This window comes from Phenylobacterium sp. (assembly GCF_035944335.1).
Taxonomy (GTDB): domain Bacteria; phylum Pseudomonadota; class Alphaproteobacteria; order Caulobacterales; family Caulobacteraceae; genus Phenylobacterium.
Window position 1 is genome coordinate 52319 of the sequence record NZ_DASZBG010000025.1, and the last position, 22755, is coordinate 75073.

At 70.8% G+C, this 22755-nt stretch carries 27 protein-coding genes; 21 read left to right on the forward strand and 6 right to left on the reverse strand.

What is annotated here, in order from left to right; genetic code table 11:
* Positions 1 to 49: 49 nt before the first annotated feature.
* Positions 50 to 1051, forward strand: coding sequence for a FecR family protein (locus VGT80_RS05835; protein ID WP_327453778.1), 1002 nt, complete (start codon positions 50 to 52; stop codon positions 1049 to 1051).
* Here VGT80_RS05835 and VGT80_RS05840 read toward each other — a convergent pair.
* Positions 1048 to 2436, reverse strand: a complete 1389-nt coding sequence (locus VGT80_RS05840) for a serine hydrolase (protein WP_327453780.1) — start codon at positions 2434 to 2436, stop codon at positions 1048 to 1050. The two genes, VGT80_RS05835 and VGT80_RS05840, sit on opposite strands and share 4 nt — an antisense overlap.
* A 142-nt stretch (positions 2437 to 2578) precedes the next feature.
* Between VGT80_RS05840 and VGT80_RS05845 the strand changes: the two genes are divergently transcribed.
* Positions 2579 to 2791 carry a hypothetical protein gene (locus VGT80_RS05845; RefSeq protein ID WP_327453782.1) on the forward strand — a complete coding sequence of 71 codons (213 nt, stop codon included), beginning with the start codon at positions 2579 to 2581 and terminating at the stop codon, positions 2789 to 2791.
* A gap of 111 nt (positions 2792 to 2902) precedes the next feature.
* Here the strand turns inward: VGT80_RS05845 and VGT80_RS05850 are convergent, their stop codons facing one another.
* Both VGT80_RS05850 and VGT80_RS05855 read right to left on the reverse strand, forming a co-directional pair.
* Positions 2903 to 3694 carry a metallophosphoesterase family protein gene (locus VGT80_RS05850; protein WP_327453784.1) on the reverse strand — a complete coding sequence of 264 codons (792 nt, stop codon included), beginning with the start codon at positions 3692 to 3694 and terminating at the stop codon, positions 2903 to 2905.
* Entirely contained in the window at positions 3685 to 4401 is a 717-nt protein-coding gene (locus VGT80_RS05855) for a hypothetical protein (protein ID WP_327453786.1), read from the reverse strand. The genes VGT80_RS05850 and VGT80_RS05855 overlap by 10 nt, the downstream gene beginning before the upstream one ends.
* Positions 4402 to 4566: 165 nt before the next feature.
* Between VGT80_RS05855 and VGT80_RS05860 the strand changes: the two genes are divergently transcribed.
* Genes VGT80_RS05860 through VGT80_RS05870 form a run of 3 tightly spaced genes read left to right on the forward strand, consistent with a single transcriptional unit; the run spans position 4567 to position 6034 of the window.
* Complete coding sequence (locus tag VGT80_RS05860) at positions 4567 to 5211, forward strand: glutathione S-transferase family protein (RefSeq protein WP_327453788.1); 645 nt, start codon at positions 4567 to 4569, stop codon at positions 5209 to 5211.
* On the forward strand, positions 5208 to 5555 hold the full coding sequence (locus VGT80_RS05865; RefSeq protein WP_327453790.1) for a metalloregulator ArsR/SmtB family transcription factor: 348 nt from the start codon (positions 5208 to 5210) through the stop codon (positions 5553 to 5555). The genes VGT80_RS05860 and VGT80_RS05865 overlap by 4 nt, the downstream gene beginning before the upstream one ends.
* Positions 5552 to 6034: an SRPBCC domain-containing protein gene (locus VGT80_RS05870; RefSeq protein WP_327453792.1), complete on the forward strand. Its 483-nt coding sequence runs from the start codon at positions 5552 to 5554 to the stop codon at positions 6032 to 6034. The genes VGT80_RS05865 and VGT80_RS05870 overlap by 4 nt, the downstream gene beginning before the upstream one ends.
* Here the strand turns inward: VGT80_RS05870 and VGT80_RS05875 are convergent.
* Positions 6031 to 6414 (reverse strand): hypothetical protein, encoded by a 384-nt coding sequence (locus tag VGT80_RS05875; protein WP_327453794.1) that lies wholly within the window; start codon positions 6412 to 6414, stop codon positions 6031 to 6033. The genes VGT80_RS05870 and VGT80_RS05875 overlap by 4 nt on opposite strands.
* A gap of 45 nt (positions 6415 to 6459) precedes the next feature.
* Positions 6460 to 6807 carry an iron-sulfur cluster insertion protein ErpA gene (erpA, locus tag VGT80_RS05880; RefSeq protein ID WP_327453796.1) on the reverse strand — a complete coding sequence of 116 codons (348 nt, stop codon included), beginning with the start codon at positions 6805 to 6807 and terminating at the stop codon, positions 6460 to 6462.
* Positions 6808 to 6888: 81 nt separating this feature from the next.
* On the opposite strand from erpA, the gene VGT80_RS05885 reads away from it, so the two are divergent.
* The 12 genes from VGT80_RS05885 (at position 6889) to VGT80_RS05940 (ending at position 18038) form a co-directional block, all read left to right on the forward strand.
* Positions 6889 to 8064: a deoxyguanosinetriphosphate triphosphohydrolase gene (locus tag VGT80_RS05885; protein WP_327453798.1), complete on the forward strand. Its 1176-nt coding sequence runs from the start codon at positions 6889 to 6891 to the stop codon at positions 8062 to 8064.
* Positions 8065 to 8221: 157 nt separating this feature from the next.
* Positions 8222 to 9127 carry an SPOR domain-containing protein gene (locus VGT80_RS05890; protein ID WP_327453800.1) on the forward strand — a complete coding sequence of 302 codons (906 nt, stop codon included), beginning with the start codon at positions 8222 to 8224 and terminating at the stop codon, positions 9125 to 9127.
* Positions 9124 to 10149: a beta-N-acetylhexosaminidase gene (gene nagZ, locus VGT80_RS05895; protein WP_327453802.1), complete on the forward strand. Its 1026-nt coding sequence runs from the start codon at positions 9124 to 9126 to the stop codon at positions 10147 to 10149. The genes VGT80_RS05890 and nagZ overlap by 4 nt, the downstream gene beginning before the upstream one ends.
* Positions 10146 to 10961, forward strand: a complete 816-nt coding sequence (locus VGT80_RS05900) for a ScpA family protein (RefSeq protein WP_327453804.1) — start codon at positions 10146 to 10148, stop codon at positions 10959 to 10961. The genes nagZ and VGT80_RS05900 overlap by 4 nt, the downstream gene beginning before the upstream one ends.
* Positions 10958 to 11611, forward strand: a complete 654-nt coding sequence (gene scpB, locus VGT80_RS05905) for an SMC-Scp complex subunit ScpB (RefSeq protein ID WP_327453806.1) — start codon at positions 10958 to 10960, stop codon at positions 11609 to 11611. Before VGT80_RS05900 ends, scpB begins: the two co-directional genes overlap by 4 nt.
* 104 nt (positions 11612 to 11715) lie before the next feature.
* The gene (locus tag VGT80_RS05910; RefSeq protein WP_327453808.1) at positions 11716 to 11928 is read left to right on the forward strand and encodes a twin-arginine translocase TatA/TatE family subunit; all 213 of its coding nucleotides are present in this window, start codon (positions 11716 to 11718) and stop codon (positions 11926 to 11928) included.
* Positions 11929 to 11988: 60 nt separating this feature from the next.
* The gene (tatB, locus tag VGT80_RS05915) at positions 11989 to 12534 is read left to right on the forward strand and encodes a Sec-independent protein translocase protein TatB (RefSeq protein ID WP_327453810.1); all 546 of its coding nucleotides are present in this window, start codon (positions 11989 to 11991) and stop codon (positions 12532 to 12534) included.
* Complete coding sequence (tatC, locus tag VGT80_RS05920) at positions 12531 to 13439, forward strand: twin-arginine translocase subunit TatC (protein WP_327453812.1); 909 nt, start codon at positions 12531 to 12533, stop codon at positions 13437 to 13439. Before tatB ends, tatC begins: the two co-directional genes overlap by 4 nt.
* Positions 13440 to 13503: 64 nt before the next feature.
* Positions 13504 to 14790, forward strand: a complete 1287-nt coding sequence (gene serS, locus VGT80_RS05925) for a serine--tRNA ligase (protein WP_327453814.1) — start codon at positions 13504 to 13506, stop codon at positions 14788 to 14790.
* A complete protein-coding gene (gene surE, locus VGT80_RS05930) occupies positions 14787 to 15563 on the forward strand; it encodes a 5'/3'-nucleotidase SurE (RefSeq protein WP_327453816.1) in 777 nt (258 codons plus the stop codon). Before serS ends, surE begins: the two co-directional genes overlap by 4 nt.
* Positions 15564 to 15620: 57 nt before the next feature.
* Entirely contained in the window at positions 15621 to 16244 is a 624-nt protein-coding gene (locus VGT80_RS05935; RefSeq protein WP_327453831.1) for a protein-L-isoaspartate(D-aspartate) O-methyltransferase, read from the forward strand.
* A 96-nt stretch (positions 16245 to 16340) separates the two neighbouring features.
* Positions 16341 to 18038, forward strand: coding sequence for a LysM peptidoglycan-binding domain-containing protein (locus VGT80_RS05940; protein ID WP_327453817.1), 1698 nt, complete (start codon positions 16341 to 16343; stop codon positions 18036 to 18038).
* A gap of 155 nt (positions 18039 to 18193) precedes the next feature.
* On the opposite strand, the gene VGT80_RS05945 is transcribed toward VGT80_RS05940, so the two are convergent.
* Entirely contained in the window at positions 18194 to 19033 is an 840-nt protein-coding gene (locus tag VGT80_RS05945; RefSeq protein ID WP_327453819.1) for an ATP-binding protein, read from the reverse strand.
* 115 nt (positions 19034 to 19148) lie between these two features.
* On the opposite strand from VGT80_RS05945, the gene yajC reads away from it, so the two are divergent.
* The 4 genes from yajC to VGT80_RS05965 are packed head-to-tail and all read left to right on the forward strand — an operon-like array spanning position 19149 to position 22489.
* A complete protein-coding gene (yajC, locus tag VGT80_RS05950; RefSeq protein WP_327453821.1) occupies positions 19149 to 19499 on the forward strand; it encodes a preprotein translocase subunit YajC in 351 nt (116 codons plus the stop codon).
* 15 nt (positions 19500 to 19514) lie between these two features.
* Positions 19515 to 21122 (forward strand): protein translocase subunit SecD, encoded by a 1608-nt coding sequence (secD, locus tag VGT80_RS05955; RefSeq protein ID WP_327453823.1) that lies wholly within the window; start codon positions 19515 to 19517, stop codon positions 21120 to 21122.
* A 13-nt stretch (positions 21123 to 21135) separates the two neighbouring features.
* A complete protein-coding gene (gene secF, locus VGT80_RS05960) occupies positions 21136 to 22116 on the forward strand; it encodes a protein translocase subunit SecF (protein WP_327453825.1) in 981 nt (326 codons plus the stop codon).
* A gap of 13 nt (positions 22117 to 22129) precedes the next feature.
* The gene (locus VGT80_RS05965; RefSeq protein ID WP_327453827.1) at positions 22130 to 22489 is read left to right on the forward strand and encodes an Mth938-like domain-containing protein; all 360 of its coding nucleotides are present in this window, start codon (positions 22130 to 22132) and stop codon (positions 22487 to 22489) included.
* Positions 22490 to 22755 lie beyond the last annotated feature (266 nt).

Below are 22755 nucleotides of genomic sequence, written 5' to 3' on the forward strand. Positions count from 1 at the left end.
GTCATCTGATTCAACGCAGGGCGGCATGTCGCCGCCGAGCGACGGATCGATGACCAGGACGCCGCAACATCTCGACGACGACGGCGTGGCCGAAGCGGCCGCGGCCTGGTTCGTGCGCCTGCAGGCGCCTGACGCCGCCCCCCAGGACTGGCAGGCGTTCGAGGCGTGGCTGCAGGCCGCGCCGGTCCATGCCCGGGCCTATGAGCACATCGAAGCCATCTGGGTCGAACTGGACGACCAGGCCCCAGCCATCGCCGCGGTGCTCGATACGCCGCGTCCGGCGCCGCGCCGCGACCGTCGCCCGGCGCCCCGTCAAGCCGCGGTGCGGCGAGCGCGCTGGCTCGGCATCGGCGGCGCGATCGCGGCCGGCCTCGCCGTCGCGGTGTTCATCGCCGAGCGTCCCGCGCCGGTGGCTCCGGCGACCATCTATGCCGCGGCGCCCGGACAGACCCGCACGATCCGCCTTGCGGACGGCTCGCAAGTGCGTCTGAACGCAGCCTCGACGCTCAAGGTCAGCTTTGCCCGCGACGCGCGTCGCGTGGAGCTTGCCGACGCGGAAGCCGCCTTCGACGTCACCCACGATGCCGAGCGGCCGTTCCTGATCACCGTCGGCGATAGCCAGGTGCGCGTGGTCGGCACGGAATTCGACCTGCGCCATCGGGCCGGTGCGACGCAGCTCACCGTGCGCCGCGGCGTCGTCGAGGTGCGGCCTGGCGCTGGTGACCAGGTGGTCAAGGTGGCCGCGGGCCAGCAGCTCGCCCACGAGGACGGCAGCCACGTGGCGGTGGTCACGCCGGTCAATGCCGACGACGCCTTCGCCTGGACACAGGGCCAGCTGATCTATCGCGACCGGCCGCTCTCCGAGGTGGCCGCCGACCTCACCCGCCGCTTCGGCCGTCCGGTCTCGATCGCCGATGCGCGCACCGCGGCGATCCGCTTCACCGGCGTGCTGGTCACCGACAGCGAGCCGGCGGTCCTGCGCCGGCTGGAGAGCTTCGCCCCCGTCAGGGCCGAGCAGACCGCGGGTGGGGTGGTGCTGCGCGGCCGCTAGCTTCCGAGCGCCGCCAGCATCTCGCGAGCGAACCGGGCCTCGTCGAAGCGCGCGCCCACAGCCGGGTCGAAACCGCGCCGCACCAGGATCACGTGCTTCGACGGCACGATGAACACGAACTGCCCGCGATTGCCGTTCATGTAATAGGTCCCCTCCGGCAGTCCGGCCTTGGCGCCGGGCAGCCAGAAGAACGCCCCATAGCCCGGACCGCCGTTCGCCGCGGTGTCCGGCTGGGCCGGGGCCGGCGCGGCCACGAACTTCGACCAGCCGACCGGCAGCAGACGCCGGCCATGCCAGACGCCGTCGTTCTCGTAGAGCAGGGCCAGCCGCGCCAGGTCGCGGGCCGTGGTCCACACCTGGCTGGAGAGGATGAAATTGCCCTGCCAGTCGGTCTCCGGCGTCGTGTGGCGCATGCCGATCGGCCAGAGCACCTGCACGAAGGGGAAATCGATCGCCCGCTGTCCGTCCCCCAGCGCGGCGCGAACGCTGCGCGAGGCCAAGAGGGTGTCGTCGTTGGAATAGCGCCAGCGGGTCCCGGGTTCGGCCTCCAGCGGCATCATGGTCGCGGCCTGGGTCACCGACGCCCCGCCCAGATAGATCTCGTCGGTCCGGTTGCCGGGCCCGTTGGTCCACAGGCCCGAGGCCATGTGCATCAGCTCGGCGAGCGTGATCTTCCCCCGCGGATCGCCCGGCGCGCGCCACTCGGGGATGTTGGCCGGCGCATCGACCTTCACCAGGCCGAGCTGATTGGCGCGGCCGATCACGGTCGCGGTCAGGCTCTTGGCCGCCGACCAGGTGCGTTGCGGGGTGTGCAGGTCGAAGCCCGCCCGGTAGCGCTCGGCCAGGATGGCGCCGTCCTTGATCACCAGCACGGCCGTCGTCGTGCCGCCGGCCGGCGTCACCGCCGCATCGAACAGGCGCGCCACCGCGGCGGCCAGGGCGGGGGGCGCGGGCGCCGTGGCGTCGCGGTCGCCATCGGGCCAGGCGCGCGCGTCGGGGTCGCCCGGCGGTGGCTTGACGGCCAGCCGCGGCAGCCGGGCGATGACCTGCGGCCCCGCGCCGATCGGCAGTTCCGAGCAGCCAAGCCCCGGCCGCCAGGCGGAGATGCGCGGTGGCAGCTTGGCGTCGAAGGCGACGCTGACCGTGCGCGCGGCGGTGTCGATCTTCGCCGGGAGGATCCGCACCAGCGCCTGGTATTCGGGGTAGATTCCTTCCAGGTCATCCGCCGCGATCTGCTCGGCCGTCTGGTGCGCGTTGAACAGGCCGCTGCACAGGAAGGCCGCCTTGTAGCCGGCGGCGAGCGCCCGGGCGTGGGCGTCCTCGGGCGCGGCCCGCGCGCCCAGCGGCGCAAGGGCGATCAGGGCCGAAAACAGGACGGCGCGCATCGATGGCTCCCCCGGATGGATGAGCCGAGGCTAGCAGGACGTTGGACACCGCGCCAAACGCGCCCTCTGTCCGCCTCGACGGAGCCTTGAGGGCGCCCAGCCGTTGAGGAGGTCCCGCATGCGACGAGCAGGAGATGCGCCCATGAGGGCCCGAGATGTCCGCGCCATCGCCTTTTGGCTGACCAGCAGCTTGGTGCTGCTGGTGGGCGCCTACCTCGTGTCGCGCAGCGTCATCGCCTCGGTCGCCCTCACCGGCGCCTACAACGCCTGGCTGCTCACCCGCCCGCGCATGCGCCGCGTCGTCCGCCGGCTGCGCGGCGAGACGGTGGATTTCTCGGGCTACTACATGGATTAGCGCCCCTTCAGGCGAAGTGGGACCCGGTTCGCCGCCCGGAAGGGGCGCCAACAAGGATTCCTGACGCGCAGCCGGACGCAAAAGTGGTTCCCACTTTTGCTGGCTGTCGCTTCAGGCCACGATCTGCTCGGGCGCCCAGACGTCGCCCCGCTTGGCCTGCAGGATCTCGAACTCCCCGTCCTCGATACGGGCGGCGGTGAGCACGCCGGTCGCATAGCCGCCGGTGTCCAGGCCCAGGCGGTGCTCGGTGATCTGCGGCTGTTCGGAGAGCCAGGTGTGGCCGTGGACGATCACTTTCTCGAACGGCCCCGGCTGATCGACGAAGCCACGGCGGATCCACATCAGATCGTTCTCGGCCTGCTCCGCCAGCGGGGCGCCGGGCCGGACGCCGGCGTGGACGAAGGCGTAGTCGCCGATGACCACCATGGTCTCGAGCTGCTGCAGCAGGCGCAGATGTGAGGCTGGCATCCGCTCCAGCAGTTCGTCGCGGGCTTGCAGATAGGCCTCGGCGCCCGCCTCCGCCGCCGGCGGCTCGACGCCGTAGGAGAGCAGGGTCTCCGCGCCGCCGAACCCGATCCACGGGCCGCCCCGCTCGGGCGCGTCGAGGAATTCCAGCAGCGCCTGCTCGTGGTTGCCCTTCAGGAAGTGGATCTCCAGGTCGCCGCGCCGCTGCAACCAGACCAGCGCCTCCATGACCCGCGCCGAATGTGGCCCGCGGTCCACATAGTCGCCCAGGAACACCAGGATCGGTCGGCGGCCCTGTGCGCGTTCGGCATAGTCGGCGGCGAGTCGGGCCAGTACGTCCTTCATCAGCTCGTAGCAGCCATGCACGTCGCCGATCGCATAGACCAGCTCGCCCCCGACCTTGCCCGCCGCCGGCTGGGGCCCTTCCGTCACCACCATGGACGGAACCGTGGGAGGAAGCGGTCACGTCCCGCGCTGGTGCGGACCTCGCGTCCGCGGCTGCGGGCGGCGGCGCGGTCGAGGTCGCGCGTCAGGGCGCCGTAGCCGGCGACCAGGCCCGCGGGATCGCGAGCCCCCCGGCGGCGCAGCGAGGCCCAGCGGTCGCGGTCGTCCACCAGGATGGCGCGCGGCGCGCCGGCGCGGATCGCTGCGGCATAGGCGGCGCGCAGCCGGCGATCGGCGGCCTGGACCTGGGCATAGCCGGTCGCTCGCGGCCGTGCGTGGCGCAGGGCGGAAGCGGCCGGGCCTGTACTCGCAGCCTCGACCGGGGCGGGCGCGGCGAGGGCGGCGTCGGCCGCCTGCGGGGTCTGCAACGGCGCGACCATCTCCACGGGAATGGCGGAAGGGTGCGTCCGCGGGGGCCTGGCGCCATGCGGCGTCTGGACGAGGAGGGCGCCGGCCGCGAGGCCGGCCAGGGCCGCCGCGGCCAGGCCGCCGAGGGTCGTGGCGGACAGCCGGCGTACACGATGGCCGGGCGCGAGGGGGGCGCGGGCGACCCGCCGGGCGCGCGGCTCAGGGGGCGCGGCCGTCGTCTCGCCGAAGATCGCCTCCAGGTCGGCGGAGACCGAGCGCGCGCGGTCGCGCCGCTCGCCGCCCGCAGGATCGTGCAGGGGCAAGCCGAAGGAGGATGCTGCGTCGGACGCCATGGATCAGGACCTCAAGAACCCGTGCGCCGTCCCAGAGCACGCGAAGCGATGCTGCTCTAAACTTCCGCCGCGAAGCTTCGATCCCACGGCGAGGCGGAAAGCCCGGCTTGCACCGGCCGAAGCACGATGATACTTAAGCAATCACTTAACTGATGGAGTCGCCTTATGCTCGTGCTGCACGGCCACCCGCTGTCGACCTTCGTGATGAAGGTGGAGATGGCCCTCTACGAACTGGGGACGCCGTTCGAATTCGAGATGCTCGACCTGGGCGACGCCGGCCATCGCGCGCGCTTCTTCGCGTTGTGGCCGCTCGGCAAGATGCCGGTGCTGCAGGACACCGATCGCGGCGAGACGGTGCCGGAAACCAGCGCCATCATCGAATACCTCGAGACCTGGTATCCGGGCCGCATCGCCCTGATCCCCAGGGACCCCGACCTCGCCTGGCGGGCGCGCCTGGCCCAGCAGATCTTCGACCTGCACGTCCAGGTCCCGATGCAGAAGATCGTCGCCGACATCATGCGCCCGGCCGACGGCAAGGACCCGATCGGCGTCGCCGACGCGCGGGCCGCGCTCGGCCGCGCGCTCGACCTGGTGGATCGCCAGATGGCCGAGCGCACCTGGGCGCTGGGGGAGGTGTTCAGTGTCGCCGACTGCGCCGCCGCCCCGGCCCTGTTCTACGCTGACAAGGTCCAGCCCTTCGCGGCGAGCCACCCGGCCGCCTGGGCCTATTTCGAGCGCCTCAAGGCCCGCCCGTCCTTCGCCCGCGCGCTCACGGAACTTGAGCCCTATTTCCATATGTTCCCGGGATGAGCCCTGAGCCTCTCGACCGCGTCTTCCAGGCGCTCTCCGACCCGGCCCGGCGCGCCATGCTGGAGCGGCTGACCCGCGGGCCGGCCTCGGTGAGCGAGCTCGCCCAGCCGCTCGCCATGTCGCTGCCGGCCGTGGTGCAGCACATCGCGGTGCTGGAGGGCAGCGGCCTGGTGCGGACCGAGAAGATCGGCCGCGTGCGCACCTGCCAGATCGAGGCCGGGTCGCTGCAGCGCGCCGAGCAGTGGATCAACGAGCGGCGGATCCAGTGGGAGCGCCGCCTCGATCGCCTGGGCGACTACCTCGCCCTACAGACCAAAGACGAGACCAAAGGGAAGACGCCATGACCGAACGCCGCCTCACCCCAAGAAGCATCACCCACGGCAGCTTCAGCCTGGAACGCACCTACGACGCGCCCTGCTCGGCGGTGTTCGCCGCCTTCGCTTCCGAGGCGGCCAAGGCGGCCTGGTTCCATGGCGGGGAGGGCTACGCCATCGTCGAGAAGGCGTTCGACTTCCGCGAGGGCGGCCAGGAGGTGCTGGTCGGCCAATGGGACAACGGCACGGTCACTCGCATGGACCTCACCTATTTCGACATCGTGCCCGACGAGCGCATCGTCTACGCCTACGAGATGACCCTGAACGGGACCAAGATCTCCGTGTCGCTGGCGACGATCGAGTTCAAGAGGGCCGGCGCCGGCGCGCGGCTACAGCTCACCGAGACCGGCGCCTATCTCGACGGCTACGACGACGCCGGCAGCCGCGAGCACGGCACCAACGCGATCATCGACCGCCTGGCGGGCGTGCTGGCGAAGGTCCCAGCCTAGGGCCTGGGCGCGGGCGCCTGCCGCGTCAGGGTGACCGGCAGGGCCAGCCCCTGTTTCCAGGTTCCGCTGAACGTCGTGTTGTCGGCCGAGAATTCGCCCTCGAGCTCGGCGCCGGCCGTGAGGAACAGCATGCTGGCCTTGGGGCCATCCCACTTGATGGCGGCGGACGGGATGGAGACGCCTTGATCCAGGCTGTCGACCACGGCGCTGGTTTCGCCCTTGTCGGTCTTCACGTGCAGCACGAGGTGGAACTGTTGCGGTCCGGCCTTCAGCACGCCCGCATAGTCGCCGTCGTGGGCCTGGGCGGCCGCGGAGCCGGCGAGGAGGAGCGCGGCGGCGCAGCCGAGCGCGGTCAGGCGTGCGGATTGTACGAATGACATAGGCGAATTCCCCGAACTTGATCGGTGCAGCTTACGCCGCCCGGCTCAGATCGAGAAGCTGACGCCGCAGCCGCAGCTCGACTTGGCGTTGGGATTCTTGACCTGGAACTGGGAGCCGACCAGCTCGTCGGCCCAGTCGATCTCCGACCCCTTCAGGAGGACCAGGGAGATCTCGTCGACCAGGGCGTGGGCGCCGTCGCGCTCGATCACCAAGTCGTCGGGGGCGATCTCGTGGACCAGGCTGAACTCGTACTGGAAGCCCGAACAGCCGCCGCCTTCCACCGCCAGGCGCAGCAGCACCTCGCGACCGTCGGCCTTCGAAAGCGCGTGCAGACGCGCCGCCGCGGCGGCGGAGAGGGTGAGATCGGTGGTCTTGGCGGGGGCTATGGTCATGTCTGTTAAACGAAATGTCGGCTTAGCCTATATGAGGTCCCCTGCGGCTTCGACCAAGAGGCCGGCTATTTGAAGGCCGCAATGCCGTCCGTCCCGTCTCGCGCCCCCTATGCCGAAGATCCCTCCGCCTCCCGCGGCCGCAAGGTCGCCGAGCCGGAGAGCCGCACCCGCACGCCGTTTGCGCGCGACCGCGACCGTATCATCCACGCCACGGCTTTCCGAAGGCTGAAGGAGAAGACCCAGGTCTTCGTGGCCCACGAGGGCGATCACTTCCGCACCCGCCTGACCCACTCGCTGGAGGTGGCGCAGGTCGCCCGCTCGCTGGCCACGGCCCTGGGCCTCGACGCCGACCTCGCCGAGACCATTGCGCTGGCCCACGACCTCGGCCACCCGCCTTTCGGCCACGCCGGCGAGGACGAGCTGCAGATCCAGATGGAGGGCTTCGGCGGCTTCGACCACAACGTCCAGACCTTCCGGGTGGTCACCAAGCTCGAGCGCCGCTATCCGCGCTTCGAGGGGCTGAACCTCACCTGGGAGACGCTGGAAGGCGTCATCAAGCACAACGGGCCGGTGGCCGACCGGCTGGACCGCCCGTCCTGGCGCGCCATCGCCGAGTTCGACGCCGACTACGACCTGCGGCTCGACACCTGGGCCTCGGCCGAAGCCCAGGTCGCGGCCCTGGCCGACGACATCGCCTACAACAACCACGACGTCGACGACGGGGTCTCGGCGGGGCTGTTCTTCCTCAAGGAGCTGCTCGACGTGCCCCTGATCGGGCCGCACGTGGCGAGCGCGCTTGCGGATTATCCCGACTGCGACCAGTCGATCATCCGCATGGAGGCCGTGCGCCGGATGATCGGGGCCATGGTCGACGACGTCCTGGCCGAGACGCGCCGTCGCGCCAAGGCTGGCAAGGTCGAGAGCCCCGAGGACGTGCGCATGCTAGGCCACGCCCTGGTCGCCTTCTCCCGCGACATGGTCGAGGACCTGGGCGCGCTTCGGGCCTTCCTGATGGAGCGGATGTATCGCCACTGGCGGGTCAACCGCACGCGGAGCCAGGCGCGCCGCATGCTGGGCGAGATGTTCCAGCTGTTCCTAGCCGAGCCCGACGTGCTGCCCGCCGAATGGGGCGCCCGGGCCCAGGATCGCGACCAGGCCGGCCGCGCGCGCGTTGTCTGCGACTACGTCGCCGGCATGACCGACCGCTTCGCCATCGAAGAGCACAGGAAGCTCTTCCACCTGGACGTGTGGGGTTAGCGCCCAAGCGATCCCGCCTCTCTACGGAAGGGATGCGTCTCGACGTCACCTTCCGGCCGCCCGCTCGCCCACAGAAAATGCGCCCCTGAGGACCACCCGGGACGCAACCCCCGCTAGACTTGGGTTTCGACGCGCGTGATTCGCCCGGAGCCTGACCATGTCCGACCACGAGCGCGGCGCCTATACGCCGCCCACCGATGCGCCGCTGGCCTTCGAGGCGCGCCAGCCGGTGCGCGGGGCGCGGCCGTTCCCCCTGACGCTCGTGGTCAGCGTGCTGGTGCTCCTCGGCCTGGCGGCGGCGATCTTCGTCTTCTACCGCTCCGGCGTGCGCCAGGCGGCCGGACCGCCGCAGGTGGTGGGAACCCCGGTGGGCGGCCTCAAGGCCGCGGCGCCGGCCGACGCCCAGCCGCAGGACGCCGCCGCGGGCCTGGAGATCTACCGCTCCGAATCCGGCCAGCCGCCGCAGATGGTCCCGGCCCAGCCGAAGTTCGCCCCGCCGCCGGAGCAGCCGCAGGCGCGCCCACAGGCCGGCCCGCCGGTGGTGATCACCCCCGCGCCCGCCGCCCCGGCGCCCACCGCGACGCCTCTGCCGCCGGCCCAGGCGACCCAGCCGGCGCTGCGCCCCGCCCAGAATCCTCCGCCGCCGGCGCAGGCTGCGGCCCAGCCGCCGGCGAAGGCGGCTGTCGTCCCGAAGAGCGCCGCGGCGATCCCGGCGCCCAAGGCCGCGCCGGTCGACAAGGCGGCCGCGACGCCGAAGCCTAAGCCGCCGGCCGAAAAGCCGCCCGAGAAGCCGGCCGAGAAGTCCGCCGCCACCGCCAAGGCGGGCGCGGCGGCGGTGCAGATCGGCGCGGTGTCCTCGACGGCGCTCGCCGACCAGACCTGGAACGACGCCGTCGCCGTCTCGCCGGGCATGGCCGCCGGCAAGGGCAAGGGCGTGGAGAAGGTCGAGAAGGACGGCAAGACGCTCTACCGGACCTCGGTGACCGGCTTCGCGTCCAAGGCCGAGGCCCAGGCCTTCTGCGCCAAGCTCAAGGACGCCGGGAAGGCCTGCTTCGTCAAATGAGCCCCCGCGCCTGCATCCTCGGCTGCGCCGGCCCGACGCTCTCGAAGGAGGAGATCGCCTTCTTCCGGGACGTAAAGCCGTGGGGTTTCATCCTGTTCGGACGAAACGTCGAGACGCCGGATCAGGTCCGCAAGCTGACGGACGCCCTGCGCGGCACGGTGGGCCGCCCCGATGCTCCGATCCTCATCGACCAGGAGGGCGGCCGGGTGCAGCGGCTCCGCGCGCCCCATTGGCGGACCTATCCGCCGGGCCGCGCCTACGGCCGGCTGGCCGGCAACGATCCCCTGCTGAAGCGCGAGATCGCCCGGCTCGGCGCGCGGCTGATCGCCCATGACCTGGCGGCGCTGGGCATCAATGTCGACTGCGTACCGGTGCTGGATGTGCCCGATCCCGCCGGACACGAGATCATCGGCGACCGCGCCTATGGCCAGACCCCGGACGAGGTCGCCTCGCTCGGCCGCGCCGCCGCCGAGGGCCTCATCGCCGGCGGCGTCCTGCCGGTCATCAAGCATATCCCCGGCCACGGCCGCGCCATGGCCGACAGCCACCTCGAGCTGCCGGTGGTGGAGGCGTCCTGGGACGAGCTCGACACCCGCGACTTCCCGCCGTTCCGGGCGCTGTCCGACATGCCCATGGCCATGACCGCCCACGTGATCTACGCGGCGATCGACCGCAAGCACCCGGCCACCACCTCGAAGAAGGTCCACCGCAAGGCGATCCGCGGGGCGATCGGCTTCGACGGCCTCTTGATGACGGACGATCTCTCCATGAAAGCGCTCAGCGGCGATTTCACCGACCGGGCGCGGGATTCGCTTTCCGCCGGCTGCGATGTGGTGCTCCACTGCAATGGCGACATGGGGGAGATGAAGGCCGTGGTCGCCGGGACCGGCCCTCTGAGGGGCAAGTCCGCCCGCCGCGCGGACGCCGCGCTGGCGCGCCTCCCGCGCAAGGCCGAGCCGCTGGACCTCGCCGAGGCGGTGGCCCGCTTCGAGGCCGCCTTCGAAACCCGGCCCGCCGCATGAGCGTGACCTACCAGCCGGGCCTCGATTTCGCGGCCGCCGAGAACGCCGCCCTCGACGGCGAGGCCCTGATCGTCGACCTGGAGGGCTATGAAGGTCCGCTGCACGTGCTCCTGGCGCTGGCTCGCAGCCAGAAGGTCGACCTGCTCAAGCTCTCGGTGCTGAAGCTCGCCGAACAGTATCTGGTGTTCGTGCGCGAGGCGCGGCGCCGGCGCTTTTCCCTGGCCGCCGACTATCTCGTCATGGCCGCCTGGCTCGCCTACCTGAAATCGCGCCTGCTCTTGCCCAAGGCCGAGAAGCTGAAGCCCGACGAGGTCCCCGCCGAGGAGATCGCCGCCCGCCTCGCCTTCCGCCTGGCCAAGCTCGACGCCATGCGCGCGGCCGCCGAAGCCCTGCGCACCCGCCCGCAGCTCGGCCGCGACGTGTTCGGCCGCGGCGATCCGCAGGCCATCCGTATCATCCCCTCCGGCCGCATCGAAGGTGACCTCTATTCGCTGATGAGCGCCTACATCGGCCAGCGCCAGAAGGAGAGCGCCCGGCGCTATACGCCCGCCCCGCCGACCGCCTATCCGCTGGAGGACGCCCGGGAGCGCCTGCGCCGCCTGTTGCCGGAGCTGGAGCGCTGGACGCCGCTCGCCGGCGTCGCCCCGCTCGGCGCCGCCGACCAGGGCCCGAGCCGCGCCTCCTATGTGGCCTCGACGCTGTCGGCCAGCCTGGAGCTCGTCAAGGACGGCGCCCTGGAGGCCCGCCAGCTGGAAGCCTTCGCCGACGTCTTCCTGCGGGCCCGGGCCGCGGTCAGGGATGAGGCGGCATGAGCGACGTGATCCACACCGAGCGCGAGGTCGAGGCGCTGCTGTTCGCCGCGGCCGGTCCGCTCAGCCTCCAGGACATGGCGCGCCGCCTGCCGGAAGGCGCCGACGTCGAGGGCGCGCTGGCGGCGCTCGCCGCCCGCTACGCCGGCCGCGGGGTGGAGCTGGTCTGCGTCGCCGAGCGCTGGCGGCTGCAGACCGCCGCCGACCTCGCCTGGCTGATGACCGAGGAGCGCGACGAGCCTCGGCGGCTCTCCAAGGCCGCGCAAGAGACGCTCGCCATCATCGCCTACCACCAGCCGGTGACCCGCGCCGAGATCGAGGCCGTGCGCGGCGTGCAGGCCAGCCGCGGCACCCTCGACGTGCTGCTCGAGCTGGGCCTGGTGCGCATGCGCGGCCGGCGGCGCACGCCCGGCCGGCCGGTCACCTATGGCACCACCGAGGCGTTCCTCGAGCACTACGGCCTGGCCGCGCTCACCGACCTGCCGGGGGTGGCGGAGATGCGGGCCGCCGGGCTGCTGTCGCTGGACCTGCCGCCGGACTTCGCCGTCCCCGATCCCATGGGCCTCGGCCCCGACGAGGATCCCCTGGAAGACGGCGACGACCACGAGTTCCACACCGATTTCATGGGCGAGACCGAACCGGCCGCGGAATAATCGGCCGCGTGGCGCGTCGTCTTGGAACCGACTATATAGCCCGCTGAAGATCTCGCGGGGGCGCGGGCGCGGGCCCGCGAACCGCACAGGGAGTTGTCGTCGCTATGGGTACTTTCTCGATCTGGCACCTGATTATCCTGGGCGCCATCCTGGTCCTGCTGTTCGGCGGGCGCGGGAAGATCTCGGGCATCATGGGCGACACCGCCAAGGGTATCCGGGCCTTCCGCGAAGGCCTGAAGGGCGAGGAAGAGACCCCGCCGGCCGCCGACGCCAAGCCGCTGCCCAAGGAAACCGGCAAGGACAAGGCCCGCAGCTGACCGGCCGCGCCGTCGGTCCCCGCGTTCCCCTCCGCCTGAAAGCGCGCTAAGGCCAGCGCCATGTTCCTCGAAGGAAAGACCCTCGAGCTGATGATCGCCGCCGTCGTGGCGCTGATCGTCGTGGGCCCGAAGGACCTGCCGGTGCTGCTGCGCAAGTTCGGTCAGTTCATGGCCCGGCTGCGCGGCATGGCGGCGGAGTTCCGCGCCAGCTTCGACGAGATGGCCCGCCAGTCGGAGCTCGACGAGCTGCGCAAGGAGGTCGAGGCCCTGCGCCAGGGCCAGCTCGCCGACATCGCCGCCCACGCCGGCGGCGCCGAGACCAGCCAGATCATCGACGACATCCACCAGGGGCTGGCCGACGTGGGCGTGCAGCTGCATCCGCCGATGAGCTACCAATATGCCGAGGCCGCGGCCGAGGCCCCGCCGGTGACGGTCGCGGCCAAGCCCAAGCCCCGCGCCAAGGCCGCGGCTGCGAAGACCACCGCCAAGCCGAAGCCCAAGGCGCCCGTCGCGAAGACGCCGGTCGCGAAGAAGCCCGCCACGAAGACGCCGGCCGCGCGCAAGCCTGCCGCCAAGGCGCCCGCAGCCAGGAAGGCCAAGCCGTGAGCGCCCCCGACGAGTCCGAGATCGAGGCTTCGCGCGCGCCCCTGCTCGACCATCTGATCGAACTGCGCCAGCGGCTGATCACCAGTGTCGGGGCGATCTTCCTGGGCTTCCTGGTCTGCTTCTATTTCGCCGAGCCGCTGTTCAAGTTCCTGCTGCGGCCCTTCTCCATCGCCGCCCAGCTGCTGGCGCTGCGCCAGGGGGAGGCCGCCCACGGCGCCGGCGGTCAGGTGCTCGGCATGCTGGTCGGCGCGCAGAACATGTTCCTGGCGCTGGTGGGCGTGCTGCACCTGCCGGCGCCGGTCGGCAAGGTGACCAGCCTGGTGTTCACCGCGCCGCTGGAGTTCTTCTTCACCAAGGTGAAGCTGGGCGCCTTCGGGGGCCTGATCCTCGCCTTCCCGATCCTCGCCTGGCAGATCTACGCCTTCGTCGCGCCCGGCCTCTACAAGCGCGAGCGCCGCGCCTTCCTGCCGTTCCTGCTGGCCGCCCCGCTGCTGTTCCTGATGGGGGCGGGCCTCGTCTACTACATGATCATGCCGTTCGTGCTTTGGTTCTCGCTCTCGCAGCAGATCGTCGGCACGGCGGGCATCTCGGTTCAGCTCCTGCCCAAGGTCTCCGACTACTTCGACCTCTTGACCACGCTGATCCTCTGCTTCGGCCTGTTCTTCCAGCTGCCGGTGATCCTGACCTTGCTGGCCATGGCCGGGTTGGTGAACGCCGCCATGCTGATCAAGGGCTGGCGCTTCGCGGTCGCCGGCATCGTGGTGGCCGCGGCCATCGTCACCCCGCCGGACCCGATCAGCATGACGCTCCTGGCCCTGCCGATCATCGCGCTCTACTTCATCTCCATCGGCTGCGTGAAGCTGATCGAGAAGAAGCGCGGCGAGGAAGACGCGGCGGCGGCGTGACCTGCCTTGGCGTAGCCGTCAACGCACTCTAGAGAAGCCGCTTCCAACCCCCAACGCGGCCGCCATGCACGACATCCGAGCCATTCGCGAAACGCCCGAGCTTTACGAGAAAGCCTGGGATGCGAAGGGCCTGTCGGGCGGCGCCCTGGTGGCGGAAATCGTCGACCTCGACGCCAGGCTGCGCGCCGCCCAGACCGTGCTGCAGGCCGCCCAGGCGGAGCGCAACGAAGCCTCCAAGCTGATCGGCCAGGCCAAGGCCAAGAAGGACGAGGCCGAGGCCACGCGCCTGATGGCCCACGTCGAAACCCTGAAGAAAACCCTCGAGGTCGAGGCGGAGGTCGAGCGGGCGACCGCCGAAGCGCTGAAAGCCATCGTCGAAACCCTGCCCAACATCCCCGCGCCCGACGTGCCGCCCGGCCAGAGCGAGCACGACAACCTCGAGGTGCGCCGCTGGGGCGAGCCGTTCGCGATCCGCAATCCGAAAGACCACCAGGCGATCGGCGAGGGGCTCGGCCTGATGGACTTCGAGGCCGCCGCCCGGATGAGCGGCTCGCGCTTCGTCGTGCTCAAGGGCCAGCTCGCCCGGCTGGAGCGCGCCATCGGCCAGTTCATGCTCGACCTGCAGACCCGCGAGCACGGCTATCTAGAAGTCGCCCCGCCGCTGTTGGTCAATGACGCGGCCGCCTACGGCACCGACAAGCTTCCGAAGTTCGCTGACGACCTTTTCCAGACCACCGACGGCCGCTGGCTGATCCCCACCGCGGAGGTGCCGCTGACCAGCCTGGTGATGGGCCAGATCGTGACGGAGGAGGAGCTGCCGATGCGGCTCACCGCCCTCACCCCCTGTTTCCGTTCCGAAGCCGGCGCCTCGGGGCGCGACACCCGCGGCATGATCCGCCAGCACCAGTTCAACAAGGTCGAGCTGGTCTCCATCACCACGCCCGATCAGTCGGAGGCCGAGCACGAGCGGATGGTCGGCTGCGCCGAGGCGGTGCTGAAGCGCCTGGAGCTGCCGTTCCGCACCATGCTGCTGTGCGCCGGCGACATGGGCTTCGGCGCCCGCAAGACCTACGACCTGGAGGTCTGGATCCCCTCGGAGGACCGCTACCGCGAGATCAGCTCCTGCTCCAACTGCGGCGACTTCCAGGCCCGCCGCATGGACGCGCGGTCCAAGAAGGCCGGCGAAAAGGGCACGCGCTTCGTCCACACCCTGAACGGCTCGGGCCTGGCCGTCGGCCGAACCCTCGTGGCCATCATGGAAAACTACCAGGACGAGGGTGGCCGCATCGCCATCCCGCAGGCCCTGCATCCCTACCTGCCCGGCCTGACCCATATCGGAGGCGAGGCGTGAGGATCCTCCTCACCAACGATGACGGCATCAACGCCGACGGGCTGGCGGCCCTGGAGCGCATCGCCGCCAAGCTGTCGGACGACGTCTGGGTCTGCGCGCCGGAATACGAACAGTCCGGCGCCAGCCGCGCGCTGACGCTCGCCGAGCCGATCCGGGTGCGCAAGGTCGCCGAGCGCAAGTTCGCCACCACCGGCACCCCCACCGACTGCGTCATGCTGGGCGTCCGCGAGCTGGTGGAGGGCAAGGCGCCCGACCTGGTGCTCTCCGGCGTCAACCGCGGGGCCAATCTGGCCGAGGACGTCACCATGAGCGGCACGGTGGCCGGCGCCATCGAGGCGATGGCTCTGGGCGTGCGTGGCATCGCGCTCTCGCAGATGGGCGCCTACGAGCCGCTCGACAGCTTCTTCGAGCCGGCCGAGGCCTTCGCGCCGGGCGTCATTGCGCGGCTGATCGAGGTGGGCTGGCCGGCCGAGGTGGTGCTGAACGTCAACTTCCCCGCCAAGCCGCTGGACGAGATCGCCGAGGTCGAGGTGACCCGGCAGGGCTTCCGCGACGTGCAGGTGCGGATCGCCGAGAAGCGCACCGACCTCAGGGGCCGCGACTACTACTGGATGGGCTTCCGCGCCGAGCGCTCCAAGCCCGCCGAGGGCACCGACCTCAGGGCCCTCTACGAAGGCCGCATCTCCATCACCCCGCTGCACATCGACCTGACCCACATGGCCAGCGTCCACGCGCTGAAGAAGGTCGTGGGCGGCGCCCCGCCGAGGCTCTAGATGGCGGGCAAGGGCGACATCCCCGAAGACGCCCCCGAGGGGACCTCAGGGACGGCCATGGCCCGGCTGATCCTGGCGCTGCGCTCGCAGGGCGTCACCGAGGGCGCGGTGCTGAACGCCATCGAGACCACGCCGCGCGAGATCTATACCCCGGACCTCTTCAAGGAGCGCGCGTTCGAGGACTCGGCCCTGCCCATCGCCTGCGGCCAGACGATCAGCCAGCCGTTCATCGTCGGCCTGATGACCCAGGCCCTGAAGCTCGAGCCGCGCTCGCGGGTCCTGGAGATCGGCACCGGGTCGGGGTACCAGACCACCATCCTCTCAAAGCTGTCGCGGCTGGTCTATACGGTGGAGCGCTACCGCACCCTGTTGCGCGAGGCCGAGGCGCGCTTCAAGGCGCTCGGCCTGACCAATGTGATCACCAAGTTCGGCGACGGCGGCCAGGGCTGGCCAGAGCAGGCGCCTTTCGACCGCATTATGGTCACGGCCGCGGCGCCTTCGGAGCCCAAGGCCCTGCTTTCGCAGCTGAAGCCGAACGGCATCCTGGTCGCGCCGATCGGCAAGGGGCCTGTCCAGTCGCTGCGTCGCTACACCGGCGACGGGGAGGGCGGCTTCACCGCCGAGGCGCTCACCGACGTGCGCTTCGTCCCGCTGTTGGACGGGGTGGCCAAGGAGCTTTAGGCCTCTGCGGCGCTTTGCGGGTGGCGGGGGGGATGCGCATCCACCAAACTCCCCCGACCGCCCTTTGATTCCTTTGACTGCCCATACGGAGCGGCAATGACGCAAATCCTGGCACGATCCGTCCTGGCCCTGTTCGCCAGCAGCGCCTTGGTCGCCGGCGCCGGCGCGGCGGGCGCGAGCCCTTCGGCGCATGCGACGCCGGCGGTGATGCGGGACGGCGCCGATGCGCCGCAGCTCATCCTGGCCGCCACGCACCATCGCAAGCATCACGCCGCGGCCAAGGGTTCGGCGCACAAGGCGACGTCGCACCATAGGGGTCACCGCAAGGGCCATCACGCCGCCCAGGCCGCCGCCGACGAGGCCGATGCCGGCGTCCCCGGCGCCAATGGCCACGTCACCGAGGTCGCCAGCGCCGGCGAGACCTACAAGGTCAAGAAGGGCGACAACCTGGCCAAGGTCGCCGCCAAGCTGGGCGTCGAGGTCGCCGAGCTCAAGAAACTGAACAAGATCAAGGGCACATCCATTCGCGCCGGCCAGGTGCTGAAGGGTCCAGGGTCGACGGAAAAAGCCTATGTGGCGGCCCGCGGCGACACCGTCGCCGCCGTCGCCAAGCGGTTCGGCGTCACCGAGAAGGCGTTGAAGTCGCAGAACGGCCTTAGCCGCCGCGGCGTCAGCCTGAAGTCCGGTCAGCGCCTGACCCTGCCCGAGGGCGCCCGCGACCACGGCGCGCCCAAGGCCGACACAGAGACCGCGACGTCGCGCCGGATGCGGGGCCGCCTCACCACGCCGGCCGAGGACGAAGCGCCGATCGCCAGCGCCGGCGCCGACCGCGGCTCCATGGGCCGGGTGACCGAGGTCCCGGGCCCGCCGCGCACATATCGGACCCGCAAGGGCGACACCCTCGAGAAGGTCGCCGACAGGCTGGGCGTCAGCGTTTCCCAGCTCAAGAAGCAGAACCACCTGCGCTCGTCCCACCTGCGCCGCGGCCAGACCCTGCATGCCCCGGGCGGCATGGTGAAGGCCTATGTGGTCGGGCCCAGCGACACCACCTACGGCATCGCCAAGCGGTTCGGGGTGAGCATCGAGGCGCTGCGCGCCGCCAACGGCATGGGCCGCCGCGGAACCATCCACACCGGCGAGCGGCTGCGCCTGCCCTCCGGCTACCGCGACCACGGCCCGACCGCCGCCGAGCGGCCGGTCATCGCGCGGCCCTATTCGACGCCGCAGCCCGACGGCGGCGGCGCCCGCCCGGCGGGCCCGCAGCCCTATGTGCCGGTCCCGGTTCCGATTCCCACCGGCCCGCGCGCCTACAGCCCGCCCATGACGCCCGGCGCAGGTCCGGCCCAGGCGCCGACCTCCTCGCCGCCGCCCACCGACGCCCAGATCTCCGAGCTCGGCCGCGGCCGGTTCCTGTGGCCGCTGCGAGGCGAGATACTCTCGGAATTCGGCCCCAAGGCCGAGGGCCAGCGCAACGACGGCATCAACATCCAGGCCAGCGTCGGCGACGCCGTCCACGCCGCGGCCGCCGGCGAGGTCGCCTATGCCGGCGACCAGGTGCCTGGCTACGGCAATCTGGTGCTGATCACCCACCCCGACGGCTGGGTCACCGCCTACAGCCACCTCTCCCGGCTGGAGGTGAAGATGCAGCAGAAGGTGACGCAGGGCCAAGAGATCGGTCAGGCGGGCTCCACCGGCGGCGTCAGCGCCCCGCAGCTGCACTTCGAGGTGCGCTATCGCCCGAACAACCTCGATCGGGCGAGGCCCATCGATCCCAAGCTGGTGTTGCCGCGGTAACGCTTTGCCTCCCTTCATGGGGAGGGGGGCTGGAGCGAAGCGACAGACGGGTGGGGAAGTCACGTCCAAACCCTGGGACGCCGAGGTCCCGCCCGACGCTTCCCCACCCTGACCGCTTCGCGGTCTATCCCTCCCCATGAAGGGGAGGGAAAACCTCACATCGGCAGGGTCTTGCCCAGCTCGCCCGCCAGGTCGCGGATGAACTGCCAGGCCACGCGCCCCGAGCGCGCGCCGCGCAACTGGGCCCACTGCAAGGCGCGCCGCTCCAGGTCCGGCGCCTTGAGGCCGTAGCGCTTCGCATAGCCCGCCACGGCGGCCAGATAGGTCTCCTGGTCCATGGGCGGGAAGCCGATCCACAGGCCGAACCGGTCGGAGACGCTGACTTCTTCCTCGGCGTCCTCGGCGATGGCGACCAGGCCGCGGTCCTCGGCATGGCCGCGCGGCATCAGGTGGCGGCGGTTGGAGGTGGCCACGAACAGCACATTGGCCGGCGGCCCGGACACGCCGCCCTCCAGGGCCGACTTCAGCGCCTTGGCCGCCGCCGCCCCCTCCTCGAAGGAGAGGTCGTCGCAGAGCACGACGAACCGCTCCGACCGCGCCCGCAGCACGTCGAACAGCTCCGGCAGGGCGGTGACCTGGTCTCGGTCGACCTCGACGAGCTTCAGCGAGGCCGCCGTTTCGGCCACGGCCATGAACGCCGCCTTGGCGAGCGAGCTCTTGCCGGTCCCGCGCACGCCCCAGAGCAGGGCGTGGTTGGCGGGCAGGCCGCCCGCGAACCGTTCGAGGGTCTCCAGGACCCGCGCCTTCTGCCGGTCGACGCCCACCAGGCTCGCCAGCGCCAGGGGATAGTCCGGGGCGGCATGGAAGACGCCGGTCGCCGGATCGTGCCGGAACAGCTTGGCGCTCGCGAAGTCCGGCGTCCGGGGCCGGGCTGGCGCCAGCCGCTCCAGCGCCTCGGCGATGCGTTCCAGGAGAGGTTTCAGGGCCGCGTCCATCCGCTCCGCTTAGCCCCCAGCGGGTTCCATTGCAAAACCGGGTGGGAAGCCATAGCTTCCGCCGACTTTGCCGGGGGCCTGCTTCGCGCCCCCGCGACCGCCATTCGGAGAGGCCATGTTCGCGACCCCCGCCTTCGCTCAGACCGCCGCCGGCGCCGCCTCAGGCGGTCCGCAGGACATGCTGATCCAGTTCCTGCCGCTGGTCGCGCTCGTGGTGCTGTTCTACTTCCTGATGATCCGGCCGCAGCAGCGGCGGATGAAATCCCACCAGCAGGCGATCTCCGCCATCAAGCGCGGCGACACCGTCGTCCTGCCCTCCGGCGTGATCGGCAAGGTGGTCCGCGTCGAGGACGCCGAAGTCGGCGTGGAGATCGCGACGGGCGTCACCGTCAAGGTCGTCAAGGCGATGATCTCCGAAGTGCGGACGCGCGGCGAGCCCGCGCCGGCCAACGATTCCAAGCGCTAGGGCGACGTCCCCGCCATGATGAACCTTTCGCGGTGGAAGGTGACGCTGGTCGCGATCGCGACCGTGCTGGGCTTGCTCTTCACCCTGCCCAACCTGCTGCCCGCCTCCGCCCTCGCCGCCCTGCCGGGCTTCATGCCCAAGAAGGTGCTGGCGCTGGGCCTCGACCTGCAGGGCGGCTCCTCCCTGCTCCTCGAGGTCGACACCAACGCCCTGATGGCCGAGCGCCTGACCAACATGGTCGAGGACGTGCGCACGACGTTGCGCAACGCCAATATCAACTTCACCGATCTCGGCCAGCAGTCGGGCGGGATCACGGTGCGCATCACCGATCCCAACCAGGTCACCGAGGCCCAGAACGCGCTGCGCCGGATCCTCGCCGTGCCGCTGGCCGGCGCCGCGGGCGGCGCGGAGGTGACCGTCGCCACCGCCCCCGACCAGCGCCTGCGCCTGGCCTTCGTGCCGGAGGCCTTCGACGCCGAGGCGGCCCGCGCCGTGGAGCAGTCCATAGAGATCGTGCGCCGCCGCATCGACCAGCTCGGCACCAAGGAGCCGGACATCGCCCGCCAGGGCAAGAACCGCATCTTCGTCCAGGTGCCCGGCGAGAGCGATCCGGAGCGGCTGAAGAACCTCATCGGCCAGACCGCCAAGCTGAGCTTCCAGATGGTCGATGACAGCGTCTCGCCGGCGGAAGCCGCCGCCGGCCGCCTGCCGCCGGGCGACGAGCTGCTGCCCTACGCCACCGCCACCGACGGCGCGCCCCTGCTGGTCAAGCGCCACCAGGTGGTCACCGGCGAGATGCTGACCTCGGCCTCGCCCGGCTTCGACCAGCAGACCGGCCGCGCCGAGGTCAATTTCCGCTTCAACGGCATCGGCACCAAGCGCTTCGGCGACGTCACGCTGGCCAATGTCGGCAAGCGGTTCGCCATCGTCCTCGACCAGAAGATCATCTCCGCCCCGGTCATCGAGGGGCCGATCCAGGGCGGCTCGGGCCGCATCACCGGCAATTTCACGCCGGAGAGCGCCAACGACCTGTCGGTGCTGCTGCGCGCCGGCGCACTGCCGGCCCCGCTGAAGATCGAGGAGCAGCGCACGGTGGGCGCGGAGCTGGGGGCCGACGCCGTGCGCGCCGGCGCCGTCTCGGCCTTCGTGGGCATCGGCGCCGTGGCGGTCTTCATGGTCGCCATCTACGGCTTGCTGTTCGGCGGGGTGTCGCTGATCGGCCTGGTGGTCAACGGCCTGATGATCATCGGCGTCATGAGCTTCACCGGCGCGACCCTGACCTTGCCCGGCATCGCCGGCCTGATCCTGACGCTCGCCGTGGCGGTCGACGCCAACGTCTTGATCTACGAGCGGATGCGCGACGAACTGCGCGCCGGCCGCAGCCTGATCTCGGCCATGGACGCCGGCTTCGGCCGCGCCTTCGGCACGATCATGGACGCCAACATCACCCACCTGCTGTCGGCGCTGATCCTGTTCCAGTTCGGCTCAGGCCCGGTGAAGGGCTTCGCCTGGACGCTCTCCATCGGGGTGCTGACCACGGTGTTCTCCGCGGTGCTGGTCACCCAAGTGCTGCTCGCCTGGTGGTTCCATACCACCCGGCCCAAGACCCTGCCGATCGCGTGAGGAGGCCGAGCCCATGAAATTCTGGCCTCTCATCAAGATCCTGCCGGTCCGCACGCACTTCAAGTTCGTGCGGCTGTCCAAGTACTTCTCCACCCTGTCGGTGGTGGCGATCGCGGGCGCGCTCTACGTGACCCTGTTCCCGTTCACCCCGCCCTGCGGCGGCCTGACCTGCGGCATCGACTTCAAGGGCGGCTCGGTGATCGAGCTGACCACCGCCCCCATGCCCGCCGATCCGGGCAGGATCCGCGCGGCCCTGGGGTCGATGCACCTCGGCGACGTGCAGGTGCAGGGCTTCGGCGGCCCGTCTCAGGTGATGGTCCGCTTCCAGACGCCGGCCGGCGCCGACGCCAGCCACACCGCTGACGCCGTCAAGGCGCGCATCGCCCAGGTGACCAACCCGGTGAAGTTCACCCGCGCCGACGTGGTCGGCCCCAAGGTCTCCGGCGAACTCCTGACCTCCGGGGTCCTGGCGCTGGGCGGCGCCATCCTGCTGATGCTGCTCTACATCTGGTTCCGCTTCGAGCTGCAGTTCGGCCTGGGCGCGGTGGCGGCCCTGTTCCACGACGTGATCCTGACCTTCGGCCTGATCGCCATTCTACCGATCGAGTTCAACCTGCAGGAGGTCGCCGCGATCCTGACCATCATCGGCTACTCGATGAACGACACGGTGGTGGTGTTCGACCGGTTCCGCGAGAACCTGCGCAAATACAAGCGTATGCCGGTGGACGAGGTGATCGACATGTCGATCAACGAGATGCTGACCCGGACCATCATCACCAGCCTGACGGCGGTGATCGCCCTGGTGGCTCTGGCCGTGTTCGGCGGCCCGTCGCTGCACGGCCTGTCGATCATCATGCTGTTCGGCATCGCCATCGGCACCTACTCCTCGATCTATATCGCCGCCCCGGTGATCCTGCTGTGGGGCGTCAAGCGCGGCGAGGAGGAGGCCGAGCCGATCCTTCCGCCGGGCGCCAAGCGGCCGGCGCGTTCCTGATCGTGCGCCGCCCGTGTCCCGCAGCGCGCCCACCATCGACAGCTATGGCGGCGGCGGGTTCCGGCTGTCCGGCCAATGGCATGCCGGCTCGCTGCTGATCGTCGGCGACGAAGCCCGCGCCTGGCCGGTGACGAGCCTCGCCGAGGTGACCCGCGAGACGCTCAGCCCGGTGTTCGAGGCCGGCCGCGCGGAGGTGGAGTTCTTGCTGCTCGGCGTCGGCGCGGTGGGCGCCCTGCCGTCGAAGGCGGTCCGCGAGGGCCTGCTCGCCGCCGGCATGGGACTGGAGTTCATGGACACCGCCGCCGCGGCCCGGCTCTACAACGTCCTGACCTCCGAGGGCCGCCGCCTGGCCGCCGCCCTGATCGCGGTCTGAGCCGCGCCGAACCTCGCCGACTTCCGGCCTGCGTCGAAACGACCTATACCGGGTCCCAGGGTAGGACTCGTGAGGGACGTTCAAATGGCGGCGATGCTTTCAAATCTGCGCAATACGATGATCGTGAGCTTCATTCTCGCGCTGGTGATCATCGCGGGCTACCGCATGCATTACGGCTCGTTCGACGCGATCTTCTGGCAGGCGGTGTTCCGCTGGCTGCACGTGACGTTCGGGATCATGTGGATCGGCCTGCTCTGGTACTTCAA